7 protein-coding genes are annotated in these 6,163 nt (G+C 69.2%); 1 reads left to right on the top strand and 6 read right to left on the bottom strand.

Annotated elements, in window-relative coordinates; translation table 11 throughout:
* Positions 1-231: 231 nt before the first annotated feature.
* The 3 genes from ABZ806_RS44705 to ABZ806_RS44695 form a co-directional block, all read right to left on the bottom strand.
* Positions 232-669 carry a YunG family protein gene (locus ABZ806_RS44705; RefSeq protein ID WP_500226022.1) on the bottom strand — a complete coding sequence of 146 codons (438 nt, stop codon included), beginning with the start codon at positions 667-669 and terminating at the stop codon, positions 232-234.
* Positions 666-1,055, bottom strand: coding sequence for a VOC family protein (locus ABZ806_RS44700; protein WP_500226021.1), 390 nt, complete (start codon positions 1,053-1,055; stop codon positions 666-668). Before ABZ806_RS44700 ends, ABZ806_RS44705 begins: the two co-directional genes overlap by 4 nt.
* A gap of 341 nt (positions 1,056-1,396) precedes the next feature.
* Positions 1,397-2,173 carry a class I SAM-dependent methyltransferase gene (locus tag ABZ806_RS44695; RefSeq protein WP_500226018.1) on the bottom strand — a complete coding sequence of 259 codons (777 nt, stop codon included), beginning with the start codon at positions 2,171-2,173 and terminating at the stop codon, positions 1,397-1,399.
* 323 nt (positions 2,174-2,496) lie between these two features.
* Between ABZ806_RS44695 and ABZ806_RS44690 the strand changes: the two genes are divergently transcribed.
* Positions 2,497-3,378 carry an AraC family transcriptional regulator gene (locus tag ABZ806_RS44690; RefSeq protein WP_500226015.1) on the top strand — a complete coding sequence of 294 codons (882 nt, stop codon included), beginning with the start codon at positions 2,497-2,499 and terminating at the stop codon, positions 3,376-3,378.
* A 147-nt stretch (positions 3,379-3,525) separates the two neighbouring features.
* Here ABZ806_RS44690 and ABZ806_RS44685 read toward each other — a convergent pair whose 3' ends face one another.
* From ABZ806_RS44685 to ABZ806_RS44675, 3 genes are all read right to left on the bottom strand, one after another.
* Positions 3,526-4,785 carry an extracellular catalytic domain type 2 short-chain-length polyhydroxyalkanoate depolymerase gene (locus ABZ806_RS44685; RefSeq protein ID WP_500226012.1) on the bottom strand — a complete coding sequence of 420 codons (1,260 nt, stop codon included), beginning with the start codon at positions 4,783-4,785 and terminating at the stop codon, positions 3,526-3,528.
* A 237-nt stretch (positions 4,786-5,022) separates the two neighbouring features.
* Positions 5,023-5,235 (bottom strand): DUF397 domain-containing protein, encoded by a 213-nt coding sequence (locus ABZ806_RS44680; protein ID WP_500226010.1) that lies wholly within the window; start codon positions 5,233-5,235, stop codon positions 5,023-5,025.
* Positions 5,236-5,263: 28 nt separating this feature from the next.
* Entirely contained in the window at positions 5,264-6,160 is an 897-nt protein-coding gene (locus tag ABZ806_RS44675; RefSeq protein WP_500226023.1) for a helix-turn-helix domain-containing protein, read from the bottom strand.
* Positions 6,161-6,163: the final 3 nt, after the last annotated feature.

Below are 6,163 nucleotides of genomic sequence, written 5' to 3'. Positions count from 1 at the left end.
CTCGCGATGGCGGCATCACGCACCTCACCGCTCGCCGACGACTTCTTCACCGCGGCCCTGGCGACGGCCGAGACCACCGCAGAATGCGGGAACTACGAGGCATTTTCAGAGGGTCGCGTAGAAGCGTAGGGCGATGACGAAGAGGTACGGGATACCCTTCGTGCTCGGCTTGTTGCGGCTCTCGTCCCGTTGCCGTCGAGCGTACTGATGGCGACTCGGACCGTGGGGCGGTCATGGGATCGGATGTTCGTCGTTGGGGGCGGTGGTCGGGGCGGGTAGTGGGCCGAGGCGCGTGGCTAGGCGGTCGCGGAGGAGGATGTACTCGTCCGCCCTGCGGCGCGGTAGGGGAGCCGGGCGCTGGACGACCCGGGCGCCCGTGATCGTCTGGCCGTTCTCGAACTGGCCGCGCGTCAGGTCGATCTCGACTCCGCTGGGCAGGCGGTTCCACCAGTGGTAGCCCTGCTTCTCTCCCTCCGATGCGTGCACTTCGCCGACGACGAGGTCACCGCCGAACAGGTCGTTCACCACGAGTGCAGTGATATCGCATTGGCCCCAGGCGGGATTGCCCGAATGCCATGGCGCTCGCGCGAGATCGTCCGGGGAGCAGGTGTCGGCGGCCCAGCAGGCTCGTAGCGCTTCTTCGATGCTTGTCAACGTCCATGGAGTCACAGGTGGCAGCTCTCGTCCCGGAGGGCGGCGGATTCGGCGTCGGCGAGGCAGAAGGGGTGGCCCGCCGGGTCGAGGAAGACGCGGAATCGGCCGCCGCCCGGCTGGTGCTCCGCGAGTTCGGCACCGCAGCGCAGGACGCGTTCCTCCGCCGCGTCCAGGTCGTCGACGCTGAAGTCGAGGTGGACCCTGCGCGGCGCGGCCGGACCGGGCCATCGGGCAGGACGCGGGTTGCCGACGCGCTGAAAGTCGAGCCGGACATCGCCCTCGATGGTCAGGGCCGTGAAGTCGTCATTGGTGGAATGGAGGTCGCCGCCGAGGAACTGCTGGTAGAAGCGGGCCAGGCTGGTGGGGTCGGGGCAGTCGATGGTCACTGCGAACAGCATCATGGGGGAGCCTTCCGAAGGTCGGTGAGGCGCTCTTCGGCCCAGGCGCGCACACATCCCGCAGCGCGAGGTTCGCGACGGTCAGGCGTGCCGCACTCTGGTCGGTCGTCCTGCCGCAGCACGTCGCCGGGCCAGAAGGTGTGATGGCGCCCCGCCGGTGAGGCGACGCCCACGGGCTCTCTGGCCATCTCGGCGGCCTACCCGAGAGCCTGGGCGGACGGCTGTGACTCGGTCATCAACCCATGATGCACACACACCACTGCGCCGCCTCCAGATGGTTAGCTCATGGCGGGGACCGGTGGTCGACTTCGGAGAGTTGAGGAGTGTTGTGCCGGGTTCGTCGGTCAGTGCGCTCGTTCCGCGAAATAGCAGCGGAAGAGGAGGCCCATGCGCACGGTTCCGTCGGTCCGTGTCCGCGGTGCGAAGAAGGACCGCAGCGCCGATTCGACGGTCGCGCGGCCGGAGTGCCGGACCGCCGCGGTGACCGGGCCGGCCGGCAACTGGGCGGCGACCGCGTGGTCCTCGTTCTCGAAGACGACGTCGAAGGTGATGTCGGCCGTCGTCACGGATGCGAAACCGGCTTCGAGTAGCGCGTCGCGGGTCGCGTTCGCGTCGGCGAGGTCGAGGGTGCCGAGGTCGGGCACGTCGCCGCTAGGGGCGAGCGGGTTGATCAGCGCCGCGCTCTCGGCCTGTTCGGGACCGGCACCCACCGTCACGACAGCTCGGCCTGAGGGTGCGGTGACGCGCGCGATCTCGGCGAGCGCACGGCACGGGTCGGGTGCGTAGAGCACGGAGTTGAACGCGGTGACGACGTCGAAGGCGGCGTCTTCGAATGCCATGCGCTCGATGTCGCCGACGGTGTAGTGCGCTGCCGGACGGCGGTGGCGTGCGTACTCGATGAGTCCCGGGGCCGCGTCCAGCCCGGTGACGTCCGCGCCGCCCTGCGCGGCCAGTTCGGCGAACAGGCCCGACCCGCAGCCCGCGTCGAGGAGCCGCGTCCCGGGGAGAGGACGGAGGCGCCCGAGCACACGCTCGTACAGCGGACGGATGCGGCCCTCCGCGACCTCGGCCCAAGCCCGCGGATCACTGCTCCAGAGCTCGCCTTGGACGGACGCGCTCACCGGCCGTTCCCCGTTCGCTGGACTCGCGAGTCGGTGTCGAGGTGCCTGGGCGTTCGCCGGGACATGAGGTGGCAGGCATCGGGGTGTACGAGAGCGGTCGCCGGCGCCTGGCCGGACCTGCGTGCGGCGAAGCCGGTGCCGCCATCGACCGTGCTGACGGCCGGCATGGAGTCTTGTCGTGGGTCGGGCGCCGATGGTCCCGCCGTGTCCGGGGGCGTATTTCTGAACATGGCTGAACCGTAGAGCCGGGCCACTCGTGCGTTCTTGAACAAACCGGGCGTCCTTCTCGCGGTGGGCCACCGGGCGCGGGCACACTGGGGCGCGTGACCGGCGAAGCGTTCTCCGCGCCTGCCGCCGGCGGGCAGAGCCATGTCGAGCGTCCGCCCGTCCCGGCGCTGCGCGGGCTCGCGTCCTCGGTCCGGGCCCAGCAGGTCGGCCGCGATGCCGCGCCGTACGTTCACCGGCACATCCCCAACGGCGCCGCCGAACTCGTCTGCAAGGTCGGATCGGCGCCGCAGGTGATCGGCCCGCTCACCGAGCCGCTGGTCGAGGTGCTCGAGCCGGGGACCACCGTGGTCGGTATGCGCTTCTTGCCGGGCGCCTTCCCGGTGGTCGCGGGGCGGTCCGCGGCGGAGATGGCCGGGCTCGTGCTCGACGCCGACGAGTTGTGGGGCCGCTCGGCCGCCGCGCTCGGCGATGCGGTCGCCGCGGCGGCCTCGCCCGGGGAGGCGCTCGCCGCCGTGCAGGTCCACGTGCAGGAGCGCGCCGGCGGCGGCGCGCCCCCCGACCGGCTCGTGTCCGAGGCGGTGCGCGGCCTCATGCCGTGGCGGGCGGCCGATGTGATGTCGCTGAGCGCGTCCCTGCACATCTCCGAGACGCAGTTGCGGCGCCGCTGCCGGACGGCGGTGGGGCTCGCGCCGAAGGTGCTGCACCGGATCCTGCGCTTCCAGGGTTTTCTCGCGCTCGTCCAGCAGGCGATCGCCCAGGGTCGCGCGCCGACGGCCGTCGGGATCGCGCTGCTCGCCCGCCGCGTCGGCTACGCCGACCAGCCGCACCTCACGCGCGAGTGCGTCCGGCTCACCGGCGTCCCGCCGCGGGTGCTCCTCACCGAGACGCACCGGACCTGTGCGGACGGGCACGATCACTCGGCATCGTTCGCGCCCGTCCTGCGCGCCGAACCTAAGGGGCGCCGTACCCGGAGATAGCGCGGCGCGGGCGGACTCGCCCTTATGGTGCGTGCCGTCGGATCCGCGCCGAGGCTCGCAGCGGACGGCGAGTTCGGTGCCAGTCCGGTGTTGGGAGAAGAGCCTTGCCCGCGATGCCCGGCGGGCAAGGCCCCAACGGACAACAGGTCAGCACTTCACCCAGTAGCCGGGATCGGTCTCCTTGATGGTGCTGGTGGTGAAGAGGTTCCACAGCCCCAGGTTCTGGTTGGAGCCGTTGGCGTAGGTGTAGCCCATGGACTGGTGCGCTCGTCCGGCGGTGGTGTGCGCGTAGTTGGACGCGGTCACACACGTCGGGGTCGGCGTGGGGGTCGGCGTGGGCGTGGGGGAGGTCGGCGGCGTGGTGGTCGGCGGTGGTGTGGCGGTGCCGCCGCTCATGGCCTCGACCATGTTGACGACGGCCGTCATCTGCGGGCCGGTCTTGAGCGGATACGTGGAGGACTGGTAGCCCCACCAGTCCCAGCACCCGCGCGGGTTGCTCAATCCCGACGCGGTGGCCTGCGGGTACAGGACGATCATGGCGTTGGTGTCGGCGTACTCGTTGAGATACGCCTTGTCCATGAAGGTGTTGCCGATGTTGCCGTAGTACTGGTAGCAGCCGTGCAGCGCGACCATCAGCTTGCAGGACGACTGCTCGCAGGACTGCGGGACGTAGGCGAACCCTTCGTTGCCCATGCTGATGGAGGTGGCGTTCCCACCGGGGACGTAGTCGTTCTGGTCGAACTGGATCAGCCGCCCGTTCAGGGACGAGGCGGCGGGCTGCACCGTCCCGAACAGGTGGGTCAGCATGTCCCCGACGGGGTCGCCGCCGCAGTTGTTGATCCAGGGCGACTGGGTGACCGAGCAGGAACCGGGGCCGATCGGGCTGACCCAGGCGTGCCCGGCCGCGGAGGTGTGGTCGTAGACGACGTCGGCGCCCAAGTCGCGGTAGTAGGTGGCCAGGTCGTCGTTGACGTCCTCGGCGACGGTGGTGTCGGACGTGCCGTGGTACAGCCACACCGGGTCGCCCGACAGGTTCGCGACCGGGTCGACGGTGCCAGCCGAGGCGCGGTCACGGGTCAGCTGTTCGAGCTGGGCCGGTGTCTTGCGGGGCAGGTAGGTCGCCATGCAGGCGTTGAGCGCGGTGCTGAGGTTGTTCTGCGCGCAGTCGTAGGCGCCGGCGGAGAAGATGCCGGTTCCCTGGAACAGGGACGAGTAGGCGACGTGGAGTTGGTTGGCCATGAATCCGCCGGACGACACCCCGCTGACGTAGGTGGCGCTGATGTCGTACTTGGCGAGCGGGGCGGTGGTCGGCGGTGGGACGGCGGCGTGGACGACGGACAGGGAGGTTGTGGCGAGGGCTGCGGCCGCGACGGCGGCCCAAATCCCCTGCCTGATCCTCAGGCGCATGGAGGCTCCCGGGGGTGGGGTGGGTGCCGCCATCGTCGGAGTCTCCCGCGCCCTCGACCAGAGAGAACGAAAACACAATCCCCTAGATCAACATGGCGACCAACCCCACGGCCCAGGCGAGGGCCCGACGCCAAATGATCATGACACGGGCCCTGAGCTGGCCTTCAGCGCACGAGCGGCCGCTCTCTGCGCGCCGCCGCTGGGGCACGACCCCTGCGCGCCATGCGGTATGGCCCGTTAGGGAACGGAGTCCTGTTTGATGCGGGCGAGGAAGGTCGTCCACTCGTCGGGGGTGAAGTGGAGGGCGGGCCCGTCGGGGTCCTTGGAGTCTCGGGCGGTGATGCCGTGGTCCTTCATGGGGGCGACCTCGATGCACGAGCTGTTGTCGTCCTCCCCGGAGCTGTGGCTGCTCTTGCGCCACGTCAGCTGTGTCGGCTCGTGGCTGTTCATGCTGCTCTCGCTTTCAACTACATGCGAGTCACAACTCGCTGGACAGATGCTCGATCAGCGTTCTCGATCCTGTGGCGGGGAGTGCGGAAGCGCGGATCATGTCGAAAACCAGGTTATACCGGCGAACGGCTTCCGAATCATCGAGGAATCCGCGCTGCGCGGACTGGTCGATGTGGACGACGTCGCCTCGGAGGGCCGGGACGCTGAGCAGGTTGAAACTGCCCGGTGCGGCGTGGGCTCCCGCTGAGAACGGAAGTACCTGTACCTCTACCGCCGGACGGGAGCTTGCGGTGAGAAGGTGTTCGAGTTGCCGCTTCATGGTTGTTCGGCCGCCGACGAGCTGCCGGAGAGCTCCCTCGGCGATGATCACGTGCAGGTCCGGCGGATCGGCCCGGTCGAGGATCTGCTGTCGTCTGACCCGCACGGCTGTCAGGCGTTTGATCTCGAAGTCCGGGCGATCCGGCTGCCCGGCTCGGTAGATGGCCCGGGCGTATTCGGGTGTTTGGAGAAGGCCGGGCAGAAACATGTTCTCGAAGGCGCGGATCTTCTCGGCCTCGTTCTCCATGCTGATGAAGGTGGGGTAGACGGTGAGAACGTCCCGGTAGCTCTGCCACCAGTCCTTCGCGCTGGGGCCGCGGGTGAGGGCTTGGAGGGCCTTGCGGCGGGTGGGGTCGGTGATGCCGTAGGCGTCCAGGATGGGTGGTAGGTCGCGTTCGGGGAGTTTGACCTGGCCTTTTTCGATGCGGCTGATCGAGGAGACGGAGCGTCTGAGGAGTTCGTGGGCCTTCTGCAAAGTGAGGTTCTGTTCGAGCCGGATGTGGCGTAGTTCGAGCCCTAGTACTCCAGTTGTAGATCGCGATCTTGCTGGTCGGGGCTGGTCCGGGAACGGGTGCGGCCACCGGTGATCATCGGTGTGTGAAGACAGAAG

It is taken from the genome of Spirillospora sp. NPDC047418 (assembly GCF_040643275.1).
Classification (GTDB): domain Bacteria; phylum Actinomycetota; class Actinomycetes; order Streptosporangiales; family Streptosporangiaceae; genus Spirillospora.
The sequence above is the reverse complement of the archived record's forward strand: the minus strand, read 5'-3'. Positions and strand labels throughout refer to the sequence as shown.